The organism is Pseudomarimonas salicorniae (assembly GCF_023156535.1).
In the GTDB taxonomy this organism is placed as follows: Bacteria; Pseudomonadota; Gammaproteobacteria; order Xanthomonadales; family Xanthomonadaceae; genus Pseudomarimonas; species Pseudomarimonas salicorniae.
Genome location: NZ_JALNMH010000007.1, coordinates 123,347 through 139,202, shown reverse-complemented (window position 1 = coordinate 139,202; position 15,856 = coordinate 123,347). Strand labels below are relative to the sequence as shown.

At 70.2% G+C, this 15,856-nt stretch carries 16 protein-coding genes; 11 read left to right on the top strand and 5 right to left on the bottom strand.

Annotated elements, in window-relative coordinates; translation table 11 throughout:
• The 5 genes from M0G41_RS09645 (at position 1) to M0G41_RS09625 (ending at position 5,457) form a co-directional block, all read left to right on the top strand.
• The gene (locus tag M0G41_RS09645) at positions 1–1,236 is read left to right on the top strand and encodes a D-alanyl-D-alanine carboxypeptidase family protein (protein WP_248208661.1); all 1,236 of its coding nucleotides are present in this window, start codon (positions 1–3) and stop codon (positions 1,234–1,236) included.
• A gap of 59 nt (positions 1,237–1,295) precedes the next feature.
• Positions 1,296–1,574, top strand: coding sequence for a DUF493 family protein (locus M0G41_RS09640; RefSeq protein WP_248208659.1), 279 nt, complete (start codon positions 1,296–1,298; stop codon positions 1,572–1,574).
• Complete coding sequence (gene lipB / locus M0G41_RS09635) at positions 1,562–2,248, top strand: lipoyl(octanoyl) transferase LipB (RefSeq protein ID WP_248208657.1); 687 nt, start codon at positions 1,562–1,564, stop codon at positions 2,246–2,248. The genes M0G41_RS09640 and lipB overlap by 13 nt, the downstream gene beginning before the upstream one ends.
• Entirely contained in the window at positions 2,245–3,225 is a 981-nt protein-coding gene (lipA, locus tag M0G41_RS09630; protein WP_248208654.1) for a lipoyl synthase, read from the top strand. Before lipB ends, lipA begins: the two co-directional genes overlap by 4 nt.
• 93 nt (positions 3,226–3,318) lie before the next feature.
• Positions 3,319–5,457, top strand: coding sequence for a carboxy terminal-processing peptidase (locus M0G41_RS09625; RefSeq protein WP_248208652.1), 2,139 nt, complete (start codon positions 3,319–3,321; stop codon positions 5,455–5,457).
• A 167-nt stretch (positions 5,458–5,624) separates the two neighbouring features.
• Here M0G41_RS09625 and M0G41_RS09620 read toward each other — a convergent pair whose 3' ends face one another.
• Positions 5,625–6,515: a DMT family transporter gene (locus tag M0G41_RS09620; RefSeq protein ID WP_248208650.1), complete on the bottom strand. Its 891-nt coding sequence runs from the start codon at positions 6,513–6,515 to the stop codon at positions 5,625–5,627.
• A 175-nt stretch (positions 6,516–6,690) separates the two neighbouring features.
• On the bottom strand, positions 6,691–7,587 hold the full coding sequence (locus tag M0G41_RS09615) for a phosphoribosylaminoimidazolesuccinocarboxamide synthase (protein WP_248208648.1): 897 nt from the start codon (positions 7,585–7,587) through the stop codon (positions 6,691–6,693).
• Positions 7,588–7,660: 73 nt separating this feature from the next.
• Between M0G41_RS09615 and M0G41_RS09610 the strand changes: the two genes are divergently transcribed.
• The 3 genes from M0G41_RS09610 (at position 7,661) to rpe (ending at position 9,386) form a co-directional block, all read left to right on the top strand.
• Positions 7,661–8,029 carry a c-type cytochrome gene (locus M0G41_RS09610; protein WP_248208640.1) on the top strand — a complete coding sequence of 123 codons (369 nt, stop codon included), beginning with the start codon at positions 7,661–7,663 and terminating at the stop codon, positions 8,027–8,029.
• A complete protein-coding gene (locus tag M0G41_RS09605; RefSeq protein WP_248208639.1) occupies positions 8,026–8,397 on the top strand; it encodes a J domain-containing protein in 372 nt (123 codons plus the stop codon). Before M0G41_RS09610 ends, M0G41_RS09605 begins: the two co-directional genes overlap by 4 nt.
• A gap of 305 nt (positions 8,398–8,702) precedes the next feature.
• Complete coding sequence (rpe, locus tag M0G41_RS09600) at positions 8,703–9,386, top strand: ribulose-phosphate 3-epimerase (protein ID WP_248208638.1); 684 nt, start codon at positions 8,703–8,705, stop codon at positions 9,384–9,386.
• 61 nt (positions 9,387–9,447) lie between these two features.
• Here rpe and M0G41_RS09595 read toward each other — a convergent pair whose 3' ends face one another.
• From M0G41_RS09595 to M0G41_RS09585, 3 genes are all read right to left on the bottom strand, one after another.
• Positions 9,448–10,020 (bottom strand): class GN sortase, encoded by a 573-nt coding sequence (locus tag M0G41_RS09595; RefSeq protein WP_248208636.1) that lies wholly within the window; start codon positions 10,018–10,020, stop codon positions 9,448–9,450.
• The gene (locus M0G41_RS09590; protein WP_248208634.1) at positions 10,017–10,211 is read right to left on the bottom strand and encodes a hypothetical protein; all 195 of its coding nucleotides are present in this window, start codon (positions 10,209–10,211) and stop codon (positions 10,017–10,019) included. The genes M0G41_RS09595 and M0G41_RS09590 overlap by 4 nt, the downstream gene beginning before the upstream one ends.
• A gap of 131 nt (positions 10,212–10,342) precedes the next feature.
• Positions 10,343–12,382 carry a marine proteobacterial sortase target protein gene (locus tag M0G41_RS09585; protein WP_248208633.1) on the bottom strand — a complete coding sequence of 680 codons (2,040 nt, stop codon included), beginning with the start codon at positions 12,380–12,382 and terminating at the stop codon, positions 10,343–10,345.
• Positions 12,383–12,533: 151 nt separating this feature from the next.
• On the opposite strand from M0G41_RS09585, the gene M0G41_RS09580 reads away from it, so the two are divergent.
• The 3 genes from M0G41_RS09580 to M0G41_RS09570 all read left to right on the top strand — a co-directional run bounded on the left by M0G41_RS09580 (position 12,534) and on the right by M0G41_RS09570 (position 15,685).
• The gene (locus M0G41_RS09580) at positions 12,534–12,833 is read left to right on the top strand and encodes a flagellar basal body protein (protein WP_248208626.1); all 300 of its coding nucleotides are present in this window, start codon (positions 12,534–12,536) and stop codon (positions 12,831–12,833) included.
• A gap of 157 nt (positions 12,834–12,990) precedes the next feature.
• On the top strand, positions 12,991–13,680 hold the full coding sequence (pdsR, locus tag M0G41_RS09575; protein WP_248208625.1) for a proteobacterial dedicated sortase system response regulator: 690 nt from the start codon (positions 12,991–12,993) through the stop codon (positions 13,678–13,680).
• A 16-nt stretch (positions 13,681–13,696) separates the two neighbouring features.
• The gene (locus M0G41_RS09570; RefSeq protein WP_248208620.1) at positions 13,697–15,685 is read left to right on the top strand and encodes an ATP-binding protein; all 1,989 of its coding nucleotides are present in this window, start codon (positions 13,697–13,699) and stop codon (positions 15,683–15,685) included.
• Positions 15,686–15,856 lie beyond the last annotated feature (171 nt).

Here is a 15,856-nt window from a genome sequence, read left to right as displayed (position 1 = left end):
ATGCTGTTCCATCGTTCCCTCCAGGCGCTGCTGGTTGCCGGCAGCCTTGTCTCCTGCGTCCACGCCCAGGTGCCGACCCCGACCCCGCAGCCGACGCCCGTGCCGGTGCCCACCGCGCAGCCCGTGGCGACCCCGATTCCGCCGGCGCCAACCGCCGCCGGCAAGGCTCATGTGCTGCTGGACTACGAGACCGGCCAGGTCCTCGCCGAGCACAACGCCCGCGAGCCGCTGCATCCGGCGTCGCTGACCAAGATCATGACCACCTATGTGGTGGCCGCCGAGGTGAAGGCAGGCAAGGTCTCGCTGGACGATGAGGTGCACATCAGCGAGACCGCCTGGAGAGAGGGTGGCGCCGGGACCGACGGCTCGTTTTCCGGCCTCGCGGTGAACAGCAAGGTCAAGCTCGGCGAGGTGCTGCGTGGGCTGGTGATCCAGTCCGGGAATGACGCCTCGATCGCGCTGGCCGAGCACGTCGCCGGCAGCGAGGCGGCCTTTGCCAATCTGATGAACGAGTACGCCCGGCAGCTCGGCATGGCGCAGTCGAACTTCGTCAACGCCCATGGCCTGACCGCCGAGGGCCACACCATGAGCGCGCTCGACGTCGCCCTGCTGTCGCGGGCGCTGATCCGTGACTTCCCCGAGCACTATGCGCTGCATGCGATCAAGGAGTTCACCTACAACGGCATCCGCCAGTTCAACCGCAACGGTCTGCTCTGGAAGGATGCCAGCGTCGACGGGATCAAGACCGGCCACACTTCGGCCGCCGGCTATTGCCTGGCCGCCTCCGCGCAGCGCGACGGCCAGCGACTGATCTCGGTGGTGATGGGCATCGAGGGCAGCCGCAAGGAGGGCTTCCGCCTCCGCGAGGAGGGCAACCTCGCCCTGCTCAACTGGGGCTTCCGCTTCTTCGAGACCCATACCGTCTACACCGGCCAGGAGGTCGTCGCCGAGCCGGCGGTCTGGAAGGGCGAGCAGGACACCCTGCCGCTGGGCGTCGCCGAGCCACTGAAGATCACCCTGCCGCGCGGCCGCTATGCCGACCTCGAGGCCAGCATGGCGGTGCCGGCCGAGCTGGTGGCACCCTTCGAGGCCGGCCAGCAGGTCGGCAGCATCCGACTCAGCCTTGACGACAAGCTCGTCGCCGAGGTGCCTCTGGTGACCCGCCAGGCGGTCGCCGAGGGTGGCTTCTTCAAGCGCATGAACGACAGCTTCTGGATGTGGTGGGAGAGTGACTGAACCTTCAGGCGGCGCAGGTTAGCCTTGGATTGCTTCGTTACCGGCCCCACCTCCTGCCCATGAAACTGACCCCGCAATCCCCTGACCAGGGCTTCCAGTTCCCCGGCGAGTTCGAACTGACCGCCATGGGGCCGGCCGCGGCCGAGCTGGCCGCGCTGGTGCCCGGGCTGCTGCGTGAGGCCGGCGTCGCCGGCGTCAGCGAGGTGCTGCGCACGCGGCCGTCCAGCAATGGCAACTATCTGTCGGTGACCGTCGCCGTCTTCGCCGAGACCCGCGAACACTACGAGGCCGCACACGAAGTGCTGCGCAAACATCCCGACATCAAGTGGACGCTGTAGCCGGCCTGCCAGCCTGGCGCGTGCGCCAGCTCGGCCGGCGCGGCTACCGGCCGGTCTGGCAGGCCATGCAGCGCTTCACCGACGGCCGTGGCGAGGACACGCCCGACGAGCTGTGGCTGGTCGAGCACGACCCGGTCTACACGCTGGGCCAGGCCGGCAAGCGCGAGCACGTGCTGAATCCGGGCGGGATCGAGGTCATCCCGGTCGATCGCGGCGGCCAGGTCACCTATCACGGCCCCGGCCAGCTGGTCGCCTATCCGCTGATCGACCTGCGCCGGCTGAAGCTTGGCGTGCGCGAGCTGGTCCAGCGCATCGAGCAGGCCATCATCGACGTGCTGGCCGCGGACGGCATCGACGCGAAACGACGCTGCGGCGCGCCCGGCGTCTACGTCGGCGAGGCCAAGATCGCCGCCCTCGGGCTTCGCGTGCGGCGCGGCTGCAGCTTTCATGGCCTGGCCTTCAATATCGCCATGGACCTGTCGCCGTTCCACGGCATCAATCCCTGCGGCTATCAGGGGATGGCCGTCACCCAGGTGCTAGACTTCCTGCCAAACGCCAGCCTGGATGCGGTGAGCCCGCGGCTGGTGGCGGCGCTCTCGGCGCAGCTTGGCCTGCGCGCCGAGGCCGCGCCCGACGGACTTCCGCTCGCCGCCTCCACGCCGGAACCCGCATGACCGAGGCTGTCACGAGCAAGACCATTCCGCTGCTGGTCGAGGGCGAAAAGCAGGTGGCCCACGACAAGATCGCCCGCAGCCCGGTGCAGTTTGCCGAGGCGCCGGTGCTGCGCAAGCCGTCCTGGATCCGCGTGCGTATCCCGGCCGGCAATCAGGTCGCCGAGCTGAAGAAGACCCTGCGCGCGAATCGCCTGGTGACGGTCTGCGAGGAGGCCTCCTGCCCCAACATCCACGAGTGCTTCAGCCACGGCACGGCGACCTTCATGGTGCTGGGCGAAGTCTGCACCCGCCGCTGCAGCTTCTGCGACGTGGCCCACGGCCGGCCCAAGCCGCCCGACGCCTCCGAGCCCCTGATGCTGGCCGACACCATCGCCCAGATGAAGCTGCGCTATGTCGTCATCACCTCGGTCGATCGCGATGACCTCAGGGATGGCGGAGCCGCCCACTTCGCCGCCTGCATCCGCGAGGCCCGGGCGCGCAGCCCGCAGCTGAAGATCGAGATCCTGACCCCCGACTTCCGCGGCAAGGGCCGCATGGAGCGGGCCCTCGAGGCCCTGGCCGGCGATCCGCCGGATGTGTTCAACCACAACCTCGAGACCGTCCGCGAGCTGTATCCGAACGTCCGCCCGGGCGCCGACTACGACTGGTCGCTGCGTCTGCTGCAGGCCTTCGGCGAGCAGCACCCGGAGGTGCCGACCAAGTCGGGCATCATGCTTGGTCTCGGCGAGACGTGGGACCAGGTTGTCGAGACGTTGAACGATCTGCGTCGTCACGCGGTCGATATGGTCACAATCGGTCAATACCTGCAGCCCAGCCCGGCGCATCATCCGGTCCTCCGTTACTGGACGCCCGAGGAGTTCGCCGAGCTGGAGCAGGTCGGCAAGTCGCTCGGTTTCACCCATGTCGCTTCCGGTCCCCTGGTGCGTTCGTCCTACCACGCGGACCGCATGGCGGCGGAAGCCGGCTACGTCGGCTGATCGGGCTGGTCCTGACGACCGGTACCAACGACACTGGTTGCCTGTGCCGGCAAGGTGCAGCGTGATCAAGGCAAAGCGCGCGAGGTGCAAGAGATGAAGCGAGGATTCTGGATCGGACTGCTGCTGGTTCCGCTGCTGGCCACGGCCAAGGTGGAAGACACCGGCATCCTGCTCGAGCCGGGCGACAACCAGGCCTACGTGACCGGCTGGGTGCGCCAGTTCCTCAGCCAGGCTCGTTTCCACTACAGCCCGAAGCCGCTGGACGACGCCCTCTCCGCCGAGATCTTCGATGCCTACCTTGATGGACTCGACGGCGATCGGCTGTTCTTCCTGAAGCAGGACATCGAACGCTTCGCCCCGCTGCGAGCCAGCTTCGACGACGCCCTGCAGGCAGGCAACCTGCAGCCGGCCTTCGACATCTTCAACGTCTACATCCAGCGCGTGGCCGAGCGCACCGCGCACGCCCGCGCCCTGCTCAAGCAGGAGTTCGATTTCACCCGAGACGAGGAATACCACTTCCGTCGCGAGGACCTGCCCTGGGAATCCAGCCGGAAGGCGCTGGATGAGGTCTGGCGGCAGCGGGTCAAGAACGACTACCTGCGCCTGGTGCTGGCCGGCAAGGAGCCGGAGGCCATCGTCGAGACCCTCGACAAGCGCTACGCGAACTTCGAGCAGCGGGTTCGCGAGATCAAGTCCGACGACGTGTTCCAGTCGTTCATCAATGCCTATGCCGGCGCCATCGAGCCGCATACCGCCTACATGAACGCCCGCGCCTCGGAGAACTTCAACATCTCCATGCGGCTGTCGCTGGAAGGCATCGGCGCGGTGCTGCAGCGCGACGACGAATTCACCGTGATCCGCTCGATCGTCAAGGGCGGGCCCGCGGACATGTCCGGCAAGCTCAAGGTCGGCGATCGCGTGGCGGCCGTCGGACAGGGACGCGAGGGGCCGATGATCGACGTGGTCGGCTGGCGCATCGACGACGTGGTCGAGCTGATCCGCGGCCCCAAGGACAGCTACGTCCGCCTCGACGTCATCCCCGCGGCGACCGGCATCGATGGACCGCACGAGATCATCACCCTGGCCCGGCAGAAGGTGAAGCTGGAAGAGCAGGCCGCCAAGAAGCGGGTGATCGAGTGGCAGGAAGGCGAGCGCACCCGCAAGGTCGGGGTGATCGAACTGCCGACCTTCTACCAGGACTTCGACGGCCGCCGCCGCGATGAGCCCGACTACCGCTCGGCCTCGCGCGATGTTGCCCGGCTGATCGACCAGCTCAAGGGCGAGAAAGTAGAGGGCCTGGTCATCGACCTGCGCAACAACGGCGGTGGTTCTCTCACCGAGGCTATCGAGCTGACCGGCCTGTTCATCGACCGCGGCCCGGTGGTCCAGGTGCGCAACCAGGGCCGCCAGGTCCAGGTCGAGCAGGACTTCGACTCCGGCACCCTGTGGGACGGCCCGCTGGCGGTCCTGGTCAACCGCGCCTCGGCCTCGGCTTCGGAAATCTTCGCCGCCGCGATCCAGGACTACGGCCGCGGCCTGATCATCGGCGAGCCGACCTTCGGCAAGGGCACCGTGCAGAATCTGGTCGACCTCGACCGCTTTGCCCGCAAGGACTCGCCCGGCCTGGGCCAGCTGCGCCTGACCGTCGCCCAGTTCTTCCGCGTCAACGGCGGCTCGACCCAGCACAAGGGCGTGGTCCCGGACATCGCCTTCCCGGTCACCCTGGACGCCGAGCACTACGGCGAGAGCACCTATGACAACGCGCTGCCCTGGAGCGAGATCGCCCCGGCCACGCACAGCAAGCTGGCCGATTTCTCACCGCTGGTCCCGATCCTGACGCAGCGCCACGGCGAGCGCGCCAAGCAGGACCCAGAGTTTGTCTGGTGGTCCGAGGATGTCGCCCAGTACCGCGAGCAGCGCGAGAAGAAGAGCATCTCGCTGAACCTGGCCGAGCGCCGCAGCGAGCGCGCTCAGATCGAGGCGCGCCGCGAGCAGCGCGAGGCACAGCGCAAGGAGCTGGGCCTGTCCGGCGAGGATCTGGCGCAGAGCGACGACGGTCTACAGGCCGACGAACGCGCGCCCGAGGCCGATGCCGAAGAGGCCGAGGAGCGCGCCGACCCGCTGCTGCGCGAGGCCGCCCATGTGCTGGTCGACGCGGTGGATCTCCTGCGCCGCGACCAGGGCCTCGCCGCCCAGGTCTACCCGCAGCGGGGCGTCGCGAACACGCCCTGAGGCCCCGCCCGCGCGGCCGAGGCGACCGCGCTGCGCTTCCCATGGGGCGCGGCTCGGGCGCAGCGACGCGGGCCATTGATCGATACGTCCGGTGCGGCAAGCCGCACCCTATGGGTGCTGATTGGCGTCGGATCCCGCGCCTCGATCGGTGCCCGTTGTGGGCCGGCTCAGCGCCTCCCCGGCGAGGTTGCGGCGTTGCGCAGGGCGATGACCAGCACCCCGCCGAGCACCATGCTGCCGCCGAGGATCAGTCGCGGGCCGAGCGTGTCGCCCCAGACCAGCACGCCGAGGGCGATGGCGATGAGCGGCGCGATCAGCAGGAAGGGCGTGATCTGCGACACCGGATGGCGCTGGATCAGGACGAAGAACAGGCTGTGGCAGAGCACGGAGGCGACCAGGGCCGAATAGGCGATGCCGCCCCAGCCGCGCCAGCCGGCCGCGGCCATGTGCTCAAGCGGGTCACCCTCCAGCAGAAGGCTGGCGACCGCCAAGACCGGGATTCCGATCACCGCGCCCCAGGCCTGCAGGGAGAACGGGTGCATGCCCGCCAGCCCGCGCATGGTGACCGTGCCGACGGCCAGAAACAGGGCCGAGACCAGCATCAGCACCAGGGCTGCCGGGGCGTCGAGCACCGCCGGATCGAAGCCCAGCACCAGGACGCCGGCGAAGCTGACGACGATCGCGCTGGCCCGCTTCCAGCGGATCCGTTCGCCGAGAAAGAGCACCGACAGCAGCACCGTCAGCGGCACATAGGTCTGCATCACGATAGCCGGCGACGAGATGTCGCCGGCCAGGCGTAACGCCCAGAAGCTGAGGCCGAAGTGCAGGGCACCGTTGCACAGCGCTACCGCCGCCAGCGTGCCCCATCGCCCGCCCGGCGGGGGGCGCAGCCAGGGCAGCATCAGCAGGCCGACCAGGGCCAGTCGCAGGGTGGTGAAGAGCAGGGCCGGCAGCTCGGTCAGCGCCGCTGCCGAGGCGAGGAAGTTGCCGCCCCAGCCCAGGCAGATGATGCCGATCAGCAGCACATGCAGCGGCGGCAGGCGTTGTGGAGTGCTCACCTGCGGACCCGCGGCTCGCGTCCGCTCCGCGAGGGCGCAGCACCGGTGCAGGAGCCAGCCTGCTGGCGATCCGGCTCACCTGGAAAAGCACCGATCTGGCGAAGCGGGCGGGCTGTTTGCGGGATGTGATCGCCAGCGAGCTGGCTCCTACAGGTGGAGCGGCTCGCTGGCACGCTCAATCCAGCTCGATGCCAGCCAGCCGCTTCAGCGCCTCGGCATAGCGCTGGCGGGTGCCCTCGATCACTTCGGCCGGGATTCGCGGGCCGGGGGCGCTCTTGTTCCAGTCGAGGGTCTCGAGATAGTCGCGGACGAACTGCTTGTCGTAGCTGGGCGGGCTGATCCCCTCGCGGTACTCGGAGGCCGGCCAGAAGCGCGACGAGTCCGGGGTCAGCATCTCGTCCATGACCTGGAGTTGCCCCGCCTCGTCGAGGCCGAACTCGAGTTTGGTGTCGGCGATGATGATGCCGCGCTCGGCGGCCAGCGAGGCGGCGAAGCGGTAGACCTGCAGGGTGGCAACGCGGACCTGCTCGGCCAGGTCGCCGCCGATCGCCCGGACCACGGCGTCGAAGCTGACGTTCTCGTCGTGGTCGCCGACCGCGGCCTTGGTGCTCGGCGTGAAGATCGGCTCGGGCAGGCGCGCCGCCTGCTGCAGACCTGCCGGTAGCCTGATCCCGCAGAGCGAGCCGCTGCGCTGGTAGTCCTTCCAGCCCGAGCCGATCAGGTAGCCGCGGGCGATGGCCTCGACCGGCAGCGGTTTCAGGCGCCGGGTGACCACAGAGCGCCGGGCGTACAGCGCGGGATCGACGCCGTCCGGCAGCACCGCGGCGACGTCCTCGCCGGTCAGGTGGTTGGGCAGGAGGTGGGCGGTCTTGGCGAACCAGAAGTTGGAGATCTGGCAGAGCATCTCGCCCTTGCCCGGAATCGGGTCAGGCAGGACCACGTCGAAGGCCGAGAGCCGGTCACTGGCCACCATCAGCAGGCGGTTGCCGGGCAGGACATAGACATCGCGGACCTTGCCGCGGTGGAGCAGCTCGAGGCCGGGCAGCTCGGAGGTGTGCAGGGTGGTGGGCATGGCCGGTCACGCGCGGAAAGCCGCGGATTGTACGCGACGGCGCCTTGATGCCCGCTTGCTATCCTTCGCGCCCATGAATCCGAAACTGCTTCTGCTGATCCCGCTGTTCACCCTTGCCGGCTGTGGTACCGCGGCCACGCCAGCGGCGGATGAAGCCGGCGCCGCGGCCGTCGACGAGGCCTCCGCTCGTCCGGCCAAGGCTGGCCTGTGCGTGGCCTGCCACGGCCAGTACGGCGTCTCGGGTCTGCCCGGGCACCCGCACATCGCCGGGCAGGACGAGACCTACCTGCGCGAATCGATGCTGAGGTATCGCAGCGGCGAACGGCCCCACGCGCCGATGAAGGCGGTGGTCGGCGGGCTGAGCGACGCCGACATCGCAGCCCTCGCCCGCTACTATGCCCAGCTGCCCCGGGATGGCCTCGGGCCACGGGAGAAGCAATGAGGATCTACGGCAAGGTGTTCGGCGCGGTGCTGGGCTGGATGCTGATGCGCCACCCCGCGGGCGCCGTGCTCGGCGCGGTGCTCGGTCACGTCTTTGATGCCGGCTGGCTGTTCCCGGACAAGTCCTCCGGCGGGCAGGGGCAGAAGGCACTGGCCCTTGAGGAGGCCTACCGCACGCTGGGCGTCGAGCCGGCGGCCAGCGACGAGGAGGTCGAACGCGCCTTCCGCCGGAAGATTTCCGACTACCACCCGGACAAAGTCAGCGGTGCGGCCGAGGAGATCCGCTCACTGGCCGAGTCGCGGGCGCGGGAGATCAACAGCGCCTACGAAGCCATCCAGAAGGCGCGCAAGGCGAACTCGGGGGAGTAGGGCGGCTGCCGCTGCGACCGACCCACCCCCTCCCGACCTCCCCCTCCCGCGCTGCGCGCGGCAAGGGGAGGAGCGAACAACACCGGCGCCGTTCGGCACCATCCCGCCGCCGCAGCCGCTCCTGCCCCTCCCCTTGCGCGGCTTGGCTGCGGAGGGGGGTGATGAGGCACGCTTGCAAGCCGTAGGCTTGCGTGCCGAAGAACGCCCGGAGGCTGCGCCGGAGGGCCGGGCGGTTGGGAGGGGGGCAGCCCGCTGCCCCGAAAGCGTCCGCCCAGCAGTGAAACGGAAAACCTAAGGAGTCCACCATGCAGTCCCCCGCCATCGCCCCCTCCATTCTTTCCGCCAACTTCGCCCGCCTCGGCGAGGAGGTCGATGCGGTACTGGCTGCGGGCGCCGACTGGGTGCACTTCGACGTCATGGACAACCACTACGTGCCCAACCTGACCATTGGGCCGATGGTCTGCGAGGCATTGCGCAAGCACGGCGTGACCGCGCCGATCGACGTGCATCTGATGGTCAAGCCGGTCGATCGCATCGTCCCCGATTTTGCCAGCGCTGGCGCTTCGCTGATCAGCTTCCATCCTGAGGCCAGCGAGCACGTCCACCGCACCGTGCAGCTGATCAAGTCGCACGGCTGCCAGGCCGGCCTCGTGCTGAATCCGGCAACGCCGGTCGAGGTGCTCGACTATGTGCTGGATGAGCTGGATCTGGTGCTGCTGATGTCGGTGAACCCGGGCTTCGGTGGCCAGGCCTTCATTCCCAGCGCCCTGGACAAGCTGCGTCGGGTGCGTGAGCGTATCGAGCGCAGCGGCCGGCCGATCCGGCTCGAGATCGACGGCGGGGTCAAGGTCGACAACATCCGTGAGATCGCCGCGGCCGGGGCGGATACCTTCGTCGCCGGCTCGGCGATCTTCGGCGCCAAGGACTACGCCGAGGTCATCGCCCGCATGCGTGAGGAGATCGCCAAGGCCGGAACAAGGCAGGCATAGGGCGGGTCTCGGGCCCGCCACCCAGACCCCGAGCCGCTGGACGGCGCGACCGGGACGCGCCCTAGGTCTCGATCAGCCGCACCACATAACGCATCGGTCCACCGGCGCGCACGGCGTCGAAGGGCCAGCACGTCACCAGCAGCAGCTCACCGCGGTCTGCGTCGAGCGCAATGCGCTCGCGGCGGCTGTCGGCGACGCGCATCTCGCTGACCTGCCAGGTGCGCAGCCCTTGGGTGGTCTCGAGCTCAACCCGGTCGCCGCGGACCAGACTGCGCAGCCAGGCGAAATGGGTATCACGGTGGCCGCTGATCACGATGGTGCCGCCGCCCTCCGGGCTCGCGCTGGCCGGCGCCCAGCCGGGGCCGAAGGCCAGCACCCGCCCGCTGTCCCCTGCGAGAACCACCTGCTCAACCTCAAGTTCCGTCACGCGAAGCAGTGCGACAGGATGAGTATCGGCCCAGGGCCAGGGCCGGTGGGTGGCGCCATCGAGGCGGCTTTCAAGCCAGGCCTGGCGCAGCAGGACCTGCGACAGCGCCGCCTTGGCATGGATCCAGCCGGCGTCGACAGCCAGTGCCAAGGCCGAGGTCAGCAGCAGGCCGATCACGCCGCGGCGCAGGGCGGACACCGGGTTCATGCAGCCTCCGGAAGCGCGTCGTTGCCCTGGTCGGCGACCGTTCCGGGTCGCGGTGGCGCCGGGCCGGCGAGGGCTTCGGGGTCATGGAAGCCCATCCGGCGCAGGGCGCGCAGCAGGGCCTCATGGCGTTCCCAGGCTTCGCCGACCGGTTCGTTGTTGCGCGGCGGCGGGGTGTCGAAGTGCAGGATCACGGGGGGCTCCTTGGTCGCGGGACGCACGGCTGTTTGGTCTCGATGAGGGATTTGGTGAAGTGGTTAGCTAAGGATCGTCATCCCCGCCTTCGCGGGGATGACGGTGGAGGGGGAAGGCGACTCGGGCTTCGTCATGCCCGCGCAGGCGGGCGCCCAGCCCCTCGGCCCTGCGTTGAGGTGGCTGCATCCCGTCGCGTTCCGAACAGCGCCATGCCGATCAGCAAAAGGGCCAGGGCCCAGCCCAGCTGCTGGCGGGCGGGGGTGCTGCCCTGGGCCAGGGCCAGGCTGCCGGCCGGCGCGGCATTGGCGATGGCGGTGGAAGCGAGATCGGCAGCGGCCGGGCGCACTGGCTTGCGTTCGACCGCGACCAGACTGGTGTACTCGCTGGCCAGGCCATGGCGCAGGGCGACCTCCAGGCTGGCCTTGCGGATGGCCGCGGCGTCGGCGCCGCCGCGCAGGGCATTCTGCAGGTCGCGCAGCTTGGCGGAGGCCCAGAGCCGGGCGATGCCGGCCTGCCGGCTCTGCTTGCCCAGCGCCAGCGGCAGGGTTTCCTTCCACTGCGCGTGCCGGGTCTGCCCCTGCAGCTTCAACGCGCCGGCCAGGCCGTCGATGCGCGCGACGAGCTGCAGCGGTTCGCCGGAGTAGAGGTCGGGCAGGGCATGCGGATAGCCTTCGGCCGCGACCGGCCAGTCGACGCTGATGTCCTGCATCAGCGGCCGGTCGATCTTCGCCAGCAGCAGGCCCATGCCGGCCTCGACCTCACTGACGCTGCGGATCAGGGCGAAGCTGCCGCGACCGCTCTCGGCCGCGCGGCGGATGAAGTGCTGGTTCGGGGCGCTGCCGATGCCGACCGGAAACAGTCGCGCCTCGCCGCGCTCGGCCTCGATCTGCGCCAGCAGCTGGTTCTCGTTGCCGATCGCGGCATCGGTGGCCAGCACCACCTGGCGCAGGTGGCCGGGCACCGGCGGGCTGGAGAAGGCCAGGCTCAGGGCGGGCGCCATCTCGGTGCCGCCATCGGCGCTGAGCTGCTGGACCCACTGGCGCGCCTGCCGCACGTTGCCGGGCAGGGCGGGCACCGACTCGGCGAACAGCGCCTCGGTGGTGTGGTCGAAGCGCACGACGTTGAAGCGATCCTCCACCCGTAGCTTCGCCAGGGCGCTGTCGAGGGCTGCGATGGCCTGCTGCATCGAGGTGCCGCTCATCGAGCCGGAGTGGTCGATGACCAGGATCAACTCGCGCGGCACCGGGGCCACCGGCTGGTTCGGCGGCACCACCATCAGCAGGGCGAAGGTCTCGCCGTCGACCTCCTCGGTGAACAGCGCGCGCTGAGGGCTGGCGCTGGGTGCCGGGCGCCAGGTCAGCGCGAAGTCGCGGTCGCTGGCCTCGACGAAGTTGGCGAGGCGGATCAGATGGGCGTCACCGTCGCGGCGCACATCAATGTCATGCGTCGGGCTGGCCACCTCGGCCAGCGGCAGGCCGGCGTGCAGCCAGGCGCTGAGTGCGACGGTGGGCTCCAGCGCACGCTGGCTCAGCTTTGCAGCCGCGGCCGGACGGGGCGCGTCGCCGGTCGGCGCATCGACCGGCGAGCCGCCGGCGCGGTAGCGGGGGGTCAGTGTCAGCGGCAGGCTCAGGGAGAACAGCCCGTCGCGGAAGTCGACCTGCTGCCAGTAGCCGATCTCGATCTCGACCCGCTCGCCGGGGGCGATGTTCGACACCGCGGTGCGGAACAGGTTGGGCCTGTCCTGCTCGACCAGGGCGGCGCGCTGGCCGTTCGCGGTCGCCGCCTGGTAGGTGCGCTGCGCCTGCTGCTTCTCCTGGACCTCGCCCTCGATCAGCCGCTGGCCGACGCGGATGCGCAGGCTGCCCACCGCGGCCTCGGCCGGCAGCGGCAGCAGGTAGCGGCCCTCCTGCCAGTGCGGGGTGTCGTTCTGGTAGCTCTGGGTGACCCGCACCTCGGCCAGCAGGCCGACCACGGTCATCGCGATATCGGTGTCCATGGCCAGGCCGGGCTGCCACTCGCCATCGGCGGCGCGGAACTCGAGGCCGAACTCCGCGGCCTGGACCGGCAGGGCCAGCGACAAGCCAAGCAGGATCAGCCAGCGCGGCAGGCGACGGCGCCCCGGGCGGGCGTAGAGGCGGGGTTTGCGGGTGACGCGGTCGGCGGGCTGCATGCTGGACTCCTGCGGTGGGGGCAGGTCCAGTAGGCGCCGGGCAACGGTCAATCCCCGGCCCGAAGCGCGGCACGGCGCGGGCCAGATGTGGCAATTCGCGGGCGGTTCGGTCGCGATTCAAGTTTCCGGCAACGCGGCCGATACCTGACCCATGAGCAGCATTTCCTCGATCGCCCTGTCCGGCATCAATGTCGCCCAGCAGAGATTGCAGGCGGCGGCGAACAACATCGCCAATGCCGCGACGCCCGGCTACCAGCGCCAGCGGGTCGAGTCCGTGGCCGGCCCCGGCGGGGTCAGCGGCGTGATCACCCGTGAGGCCGAGTCGCGGCCCGGCCTGTACGTCGAGGACGCCGTCGAGGTGCTGGCCGCGACCCGCGCCTTCGAAGCCAACCTGCTGGTCCTGCGCGCCGAGGACCGCATGCTGGGCAGCCTGTTCGACGCGTTCGCCTAGCTGGCTACCGGCTGCCGGTTAGCACATCGGCCTGGCTGCATTGGGCGAGGGCAAGAGCTGGATCCCCGCTTTCGAGAAGATGACGCCTGGGCCGGGCGATGGGCGCCGGCGCGTTGCCGGCTTGTTCACGCATCGCGGCTCTGCCTATGCTGCCGCCATGAGCCGAACCATCGCCATCGTCGAGGACGAACCCGCCATCCGCGCCAACTACGAGGAGGCGCTGCGTCGCTACGGCTATGAAGTAGCCGGCTTCGGCGAGCGGCAGAGCGCGATGCAGGCCTTTGCCCTGCGCCTGCCGGACCTGGTGATCATCGACGTGGGCCTGGGCGACGAGCCGGAAGGCGGGTTCGAGCTGTGCCGGCACCTGCGGGCGCGCTCGGCGTCCCTGCCGATCCTGTTCCTGACCGCCCGCGACTCCGATCTCGACGTGATCTCGGGGCTGCGCCTGGGGGCCGACGACTACCTCAGCAAGACGATCAGCCTGCCCCAGCTCACCGCCCGGGTCACCGCGCTGTTCCGTCGCCTCGATGCCCTGCGCCAGCCCGCCGCGAAGGAGCAGGTGCTGTCGCTGCGCGGCCTGCGGCTGGAGCTTGAGCGCCTGCGCATCACCTGGAACGGCGAGGAAGTGCCGCTGACCCTGACCGAGTTCTGGATGGTCCACGCGCTGGCCCGCCATCCCGGCCATGTGCGCTCCCGCGAGCAGCTGATGCGCGAGGCTGAGGTCGAGGTCGACGACGCCACGGTGACCAGCCACATCAAGCGGATCCGCCGCAAGTTCGAGGCCATCGACGCGGGCTTCGACGAGATCGACACCGTGCACGGCGCCGGCTACCGCTGGCGCCCCTGAGCCACGCCGCCTGAACATGCCGCTTCGCCTGCAGCTGGCCCTGGTCTCGCTGTGCCTGCTGCTGCTGCCCTGGGGCGGCTGGCAGGTGCTGCAGCAGATGGAGTCGCTGCTGCGCCAAGGCCAGGAGGAGACGCTCGAAGCCGTGGCCGACAGCCTGCGTCGTGCCCTTGGGGAGCGTCCCGGGCTGCTGCCGCCGGCCGCGCCGCGCTGGTTTGCCCAGCCCCTGCCGCGGCAGCCCCGGCTGGACGGGCAGGGCGGTGACTGGGGCAGTCCCGTCATGCGCGAGTTCGCCGACGATTCCGGCAGCCCGCGCCTGCGCGTGGCGCTGGGTCGCCACGAGGCGCTGCGTCTGTTGCTGGTGCAGGTGCGTGATCCGACACCGCAGCGCGCAGATGCCCACTGGCCACGGGCGGCGCGTTCGGATCACCTGCAGCTGCTGCTGGACGGCCCCAATGGCGCGCTGCGCATGCGTCTTGCCAATGCCGCCAGCGGTGCCTTGGTGGTGACCTCGAACGACGGCAGCCCGTCCTGGCTGCGTCTCGCCGGGGAGTGGCAGGAGATCGAGGGCGGCTACCGGGTCGAGCTGATGCTGCCCTCGGGGTGGCCGATTACCCGGCTGGGGCTGGTTGCCGTGGATGTGGACTCCTCCGGGGCGATGCGTCGCTTCGGCCAGGTCGACGGCGGCGGCTGGCCGATCTGGGAATACCGCGAGGAGGCCGAGCAGCTGCTGCGCGGGGCGCTGCCCGAGGGCATCCGCGCCCAGCTGGTCGACGGCGACGGCTGGATCTACGCGCGGGCCGGCGAGTTGCCCCCGGCCGAGTCCGACCCGCTGCCCTGGTGGCGACGCCAGCTCTGGTACGCGCTGGCCTGGGCCGACGAACCGCTCGACCACGAGGCGGGGGAGTCCACCCGCGACGCACGGCGCGAGGTCCAGGCTGCCCTCGGCGGGGCGGCCGGACACGCATGGCGCCGCGACACCCGCGCGCCGCGCCTGCTGCTGGCGAGCGCCGTGCCGCTGCAAAGAGAGGGTGAGCCGGTGGCGGCATTGTGGCTGCAGCGCGAGCAGCAGACCCTGCTGCTGGCCGATCGCGCGCTGTCCGGACTGCTGCTCAGCAGCCTGCTGGCCATGGGCCTGGCTGCCGCCGTTCTGCTCGGCTTTGCCACCCGGCTCAGCCAGCGCATCCGTCGCCTGCGCAATGGCGTCGAGAACGCACTGTCCAAGGATGGCGGCATCCAGGGTTTTACGCCGAGCCGCGCCGGTGACGAGGTCGGCGACCTGTCGCGGAGCTTCGCTCGCCTGCTGGCCGACATCGGGGCCAGCCAGGCCTACCTGCAGAGCCTCGCCGGAAAGCTGTCGCACGAGCTGAACACGCCCTTGGCGGTGGTCCGCGGCTCGCTCGACAACATCGATACCACCCGGCTGGACGAGGGCACCGCCGCCCTGCTGCAGCGCGCCCGCGGCGGCAGCGACCGGCTGGCTGCCATCGTCCGCGCGATGAGCGAGGCCAGCCGCGTCGAGCAGGCCATCGCCGGGGCCGAGGGCGAGGACGTCGAGCTGGTCGGCATGCTGCGCCAGTGCGCCGAAGGCTACCGCGCCCTGCTCGCGCCGCGCCGGCTCGAGCTGTCCCTGCCCGACGGCGAGCTGTGGCTGCACTGCTCGCCGGAACTGCTGGTTCAGGCGCTGGACAAGCTGGTCGACAACGCCCGCGGCTTCTGTCCAGCCGATGGCTGGGTGCGGCTGTCCCTGGAGCGCGGCCTCGACGGGCCGCAGATCGTGCTCGCCAACAGCGGCCCGACCCTGCCCGAGGCCATCCGCGGACGGCTGTTCGAGTCCCTGGTCAGCCAGCGGCCCGGCAGCCACAAGCAGGGCGTGCACCTCGGCTTCGGCCTGTTCATCGTCCGCTTGGTCACCGAGCTCCACGGCGGCCGCGCCGAGGCCGGTGACCTGCCCGGAGGTGACGGCGTCGAGTTCGTGCTCAGTCTGCGGGGCATGCCCAGGCGCTAGGGCCAGGGCGGACTCCGGGCGCAAATCGGACATTCGCCACCGACCCCGATCGGGCGGGCTCTTCGTAGGAGCGGACATGGCCGCGACCGCGGAGATTCGCTCTGGCCGCGGTCTGTGGTGAATACGCCGCGCCGCGGTCGCGCCCATGTGCGCTCCTACAGTCGGGCTTCG

Bases quoted from the DNA above. Each gene is read 5' to 3' on its own strand.
- M0G41_RS09645 (WP_248208661.1), top strand. From the start codon at position 1: ATGCTGTTCCATCGTTCCCTCCAGGCGCTGCTGGTTGCCGGCAGCCTT.
- M0G41_RS09640 (WP_248208659.1), top strand. From the start codon at position 1,296: ATGAAACTGACCCCGCAATCCCCTGACCAGGGCTTCCAGTTCCCCGGC.
- lipA (WP_248208654.1), top strand. From the start codon at position 2,245: ATGACCGAGGCTGTCACGAGCAAGACCATTCCGCTGCTGGTCGAGGGC.
- M0G41_RS09625 (WP_248208652.1), top strand. From the start codon at position 3,319: ATGAAGCGAGGATTCTGGATCGGACTGCTGCTGGTTCCGCTGCTGGCC.
- M0G41_RS09615 (WP_248208648.1), bottom strand. From the start codon at position 7,587: ATGCCCACCACCCTGCACACCTCCGAGCTGCCCGGCCTCGAGCTGCTC.
- M0G41_RS09610 (WP_248208640.1), top strand. From the start codon at position 7,661: ATGAATCCGAAACTGCTTCTGCTGATCCCGCTGTTCACCCTTGCCGGC.
- M0G41_RS09605 (WP_248208639.1), top strand. From the start codon at position 8,026: ATGAGGATCTACGGCAAGGTGTTCGGCGCGGTGCTGGGCTGGATGCTG.
- rpe (WP_248208638.1), top strand. From the start codon at position 8,703: ATGCAGTCCCCCGCCATCGCCCCCTCCATTCTTTCCGCCAACTTCGCC.
- M0G41_RS09595 (WP_248208636.1), bottom strand. From the start codon at position 10,020: ATGAACCCGGTGTCCGCCCTGCGCCGCGGCGTGATCGGCCTGCTGCTG.
- M0G41_RS09585 (WP_248208633.1), bottom strand. From the start codon at position 12,382: ATGCAGCCCGCCGACCGCGTCACCCGCAAACCCCGCCTCTACGCCCGC.
- M0G41_RS09580 (WP_248208626.1), top strand. From the start codon at position 12,534: ATGAGCAGCATTTCCTCGATCGCCCTGTCCGGCATCAATGTCGCCCAG.
- pdsR (WP_248208625.1), top strand. From the start codon at position 12,991: ATGAGCCGAACCATCGCCATCGTCGAGGACGAACCCGCCATCCGCGCC.
- M0G41_RS09570 (WP_248208620.1), top strand. From the start codon at position 13,697: ATGCCGCTTCGCCTGCAGCTGGCCCTGGTCTCGCTGTGCCTGCTGCTG.